This is a genomic window from Streptomyces sp. BR123 (assembly GCF_013401435.1).
Lineage (GTDB): Bacteria > Actinomycetota > Actinomycetes > Streptomycetales > Streptomycetaceae > Streptomyces.
The window spans coordinates 1-3564 of record NZ_JACBGN010000468.1; the positions used below are offsets into that span (position 1 = coordinate 1).

Sequence of the window (3564 nt, forward strand, 5' to 3'; positions counted from 1 at the left end):
GAGCCGGGGGAAGCGGGGGAAGCGGGGGATGTTCATACCGCGACGCTCCATGAGGTACGGGAGTTGAGTGCTGCGGCGTCCGTGCCGGTGACCTGGAGGGTGCAGGACCTGATGCCGTCGAGGCTGGCCTCGGGCAGGACGTGGCGGATGTCGGTGAAGCCGTCGGGGGCGAGGGCCTCCACCTCGCGGAGCACGGGGTCGGGTTCCAGGCGCCGGTGGGCCGCGAGGAGGCGGGTGGTCTGCGGCAGGCGGGCGCCCTCGTACCGGTCCAGGGCCTCGTCCACGTCGTGGTGGGCGAGTTCGTACGCGAGGACCCGGGCGTCGACGATGGCCTGTGAGGCGCCGTTGGAGCCGGTCGGGTAGACGGGGTGGGCGGCGTCGCCGAGGAGGACGACGCGGCCGTCCCGCCAGGTCGGCAGCGGGTCGCGGTCGATCATCGGGTAGCGGGCGATGCGGGGCGCCGCGGCCACGACCGCGTGGAGGTCGAGGAAGTCGCTGCGCCAGCCGTCGAGATGGGCCAGCACGGTCCGGGGCGGCACGGTGTCACGTTCCCAGTCGGGGCCGCCCCGCGCGGGGTCGGTGTCCGCGTCGTCGCCGGTGCGGCTCTCCACGACCCAGTTGACGAGGCACCTGCCGTGGCCGTCCGGCCGGGAGACCGCGTAGGCGACGGCCTTCACCCTGCTGTTGCAGCCGATGATGACCATGGTGCGGCCGTCGAGGAACGGGGCGGTCTCGGTGATGCCGCGCCACATGCATATCCCGTTGCGCAGCGGCGGCCCTTCGTCCGGGTACATGGCGGCGCGTACGGCCGAGTTGATGCCGTCCGCGCCGATGAGGAGGTCGCAGGGGACCGGGTCGGGCCGGCCCTCCAGTCGGGCCCGTACGGGGCTGTCGCCGCGGCCCCGGCCGCGGCCGGTCTCGTAGCCCGCCAGGCGGCGCCCGGTGAGCAGGACGTCCGGGCCCAGGCGGTCCCGTACGGCGCCGAGCAGCAGCTCCTGGAGGCGGGCCCGGTGCACCGAGTACTGCGGCCAGTTGTAGCCGGCGGCGCGGCCGCGGGGCTCGCCCCAGATCAGGCCGCCGTAGCGGTGGTGGTACTCCAGCCGGGCGGTCGCCACGGCGACCTCGTCGAGCGCGTCGCCCAGGCCCAGTTCGGTCAGTTCGCGAACGGCGGCGGGCTGCAGGTTGATTCCGGCGCCGACGGGGAGAAGCCGCGGACAGGATTCCACGATCAGTACGTTGTCCAGCCCCGCCGCGTGGAGGCTGAGGGCGGTCGTCAGTCCGCCGATTCCGGCACCGGCTATCAGGATGCGCGGAGGGTTCCTTCTGCCGTACCGAGACATTCTGGCTACCTCCAGGGACGACCTCTTCAGCCCAAAAATGCGGCAGTTCGGCGAAGAGCACAACCCCGTGACCGGCAATGGGCGAGATACGCAGGTCAACGAGGACCGGTCACCCGATCAGAGTACGGCCGAATGCCGCCTGATGGGTGACGTGGATTTAATCAGGTGTCGGCAACAGAAAGGCTGCGACATGCATCACGAGACGTTCGAACCGTGCGACGTGCAGCGCCTCCAGCATGCTGTTGACTACGCCCGCCACGCCTCCAGGAAATCGCTGGAGTACCTCCTGCCTCCCTGGATACCCGGCGATCTCAAACGGGAAATAGGGAGCGGCTGCGTCGTTTCACACTGCGCGACGCTGCTGTTCCCGGAAACCGTGGAATCCGCCCTCGACTACTTCGAGGAAAACGGCTGGGCCGCCTCGACCACCATACCGAGCGTGCTCGTGAAGCGCCGTCTGGTGGAGCGCCATTGGCTGCCCGAGGACACGGACATTCGGGTGACGCGGCTGCGCGTCACCGCGGGCCCGGCACCCGATGTCGAGGTCTTCCTCTTCCCGCGGTCCAGCCCCGCCTACGAGGAGGACGTGGGCGCGAAGGAGCGTGTGCACGGCTTCGAGAACCATGTGGGCCTGTTCATGGAGGGGGCCGAGGAGAGCGCCCTGACCCGTCTCGCGGACCGTTTGGAGACGAGCGGCCGAATGGTGTACGAGGGTTCGGCTCACAACCCGCACGAGAACACGACCATGCTGTACTTCGCCCCCAGCGCCCCGGTGGCTCGGGTGCGCCGCCGCTTCCCCCGGTGGGAGCTGCAGTGCGCGGGGGACCTGACGGCGTCCGCCGGCAGCCGGCCGGTGCGGACGCAGGCACTGTGCCGTGCGTACGCGGCGCTCAAGGCGAACCACATGCCCGTGGACGTCATCAGGACGCGGGCGGCCGCCCTGCGGCCCGTCCCCGTGGCGGCGCCCAAGGTCTGACCCGCCACGCCCCCTTCCGGGCTCCCCGCCTCCGGACTGCGGTCCGGGGCGGGGAGCCCGTGTGCGCGGTCGTCGGTCCCGTCAGGCAGGGCGTCCCGTCATACGAGGGCGACCGGGAGCCGGTGCACCCCGTAGATGTTCATGCCGGTGCGCAGCGGGACGTCGGCGGCCGGTACGGCCAGGCGCAGCGCCGGGAAGCGGCTCACGAGAGCCGGCAGGGCGACGCGCATCTCGACGCGGGCGAGTTGGGCGCCGAGGCACTGGTGGACGCCGTGGCCGAAGCCGAGCTGTCCGGTGGCCTTGCGGCGTATGTCGAGGGTGTCGGGGTCGGGGAAGCGCTCCGGGTCGCGGTTGGCGGCCTCGACGGACAGTGTGACGCTCTCCCCCGCCTTGATGGTGCAGCCGTCCAGCTCGATGTCCTCCAGGGCCACCCGGACCATGGTGTGAGCGACGCTGAGGTAGCGCATCAGCTCCTCGACGGCGCTGTCGGCGAGACCGGGATCGGCGCGCAGGGCGGCGAGTTGTTCCGGATGGGCGAGCAGGGCGAACGTGCCGTGGGCGAGCATGTTGGCGGTGGTGTCGAGTCCGGCGCCGAGCAGGAAGCCGCCGAGGCCCGCGAGTTCCTCCTCGGTGAGGTCGCTGGCTGTCAGGTCGCCGAGCAGGTCGTCGGTCGGGGCCGCCTGCTTGGCGCGGACCAGGTCGAGCATGTACTGCTGCAGCCCCGCGACGGCATCGAACCGGTCCTCGGGGCTCGCGTCCAGGCTCATCAGGGTGTGGACGAGGCGCTGGAAGGTGTCGCGGTCGGCGAACGGGACCCCGAGCAGTTCGCAGATCACGAGGGCGGGAATGGGCTGGGCGAACGCCGTGACGAGGTCGGCTTCCGCGCCGCCGTGCGCCATGTCCTCCAGGCGTTCGGCGGTGATCTCCTCGACCCGCGCGGTGAGCAGGCGCATGCGGCGAACCGTGAACCGGCCGGCGAGCAGCCGCCGGTAGCGGGTGTGCCCGGGGGCGTCCATTCCGGTCATGTCGCCGACCGGGGCCGGGGGCAGCGTGCCCTCGGGGCCGCCCGGTATCGGGAAGTGCATCAGCTCGTACCGCGAGCTGAACCGGGAGTCGGCAAGGACCTCCCGGGCCGGTCCGTATCCGGTGACCAGCCAGCCTTCGTGGCCGTCGGGATAGGTCATCCGGCTGACGGGGTGGCGCTCGCGCAGGCCGGCGAGTTCGCGGGGCGGGTCGAAGGGACAGCCG

At 71.6% G+C, this 3564-nt stretch carries 3 protein-coding genes; 1 reads left to right on the forward strand and 2 read right to left on the reverse strand.

Annotation, left to right across the window (positions count from 1 at the left end; genetic code table 11):
* Positions 1-32: 32 nt before the first annotated feature.
* Positions 33-1340, reverse strand: a complete 1308-nt coding sequence (locus HYE82_RS35075; RefSeq protein WP_179178273.1) for an FAD-dependent monooxygenase — start codon at positions 1338-1340, stop codon at positions 33-35.
* Between the two features lie 190 nt (positions 1341-1530).
* Between HYE82_RS35075 and HYE82_RS35080 the strand changes: the two genes are divergently transcribed.
* The gene (locus HYE82_RS35080) at positions 1531-2316 is read left to right on the forward strand and encodes a hypothetical protein (RefSeq protein ID WP_218783406.1); all 786 of its coding nucleotides are present in this window, start codon (positions 1531-1533) and stop codon (positions 2314-2316) included.
* A gap of 98 nt (positions 2317-2414) precedes the next feature.
* Here HYE82_RS35080 and HYE82_RS35085 read toward each other — a convergent pair.
* Positions 2415-3564, reverse strand: a 1150-nt coding sequence (locus HYE82_RS35085) for a cytochrome P450 (protein ID WP_256988135.1), incomplete at its 5' end; no start/stop codon positions are given.

Excerpts from the sequence above, each read along its gene's own strand:
- HYE82_RS35075 (WP_179178273.1), bottom strand. The coding sequence starts at position 1,340 with ATGTCTCGGTACGGCAGAAGGAACCCTCCGCGCATCCTGATAGCCGGT.
- HYE82_RS35080 (WP_218783406.1), top strand. The coding sequence starts at position 1,531 with ATGCATCACGAGACGTTCGAACCGTGCGACGTGCAGCGCCTCCAGCAT.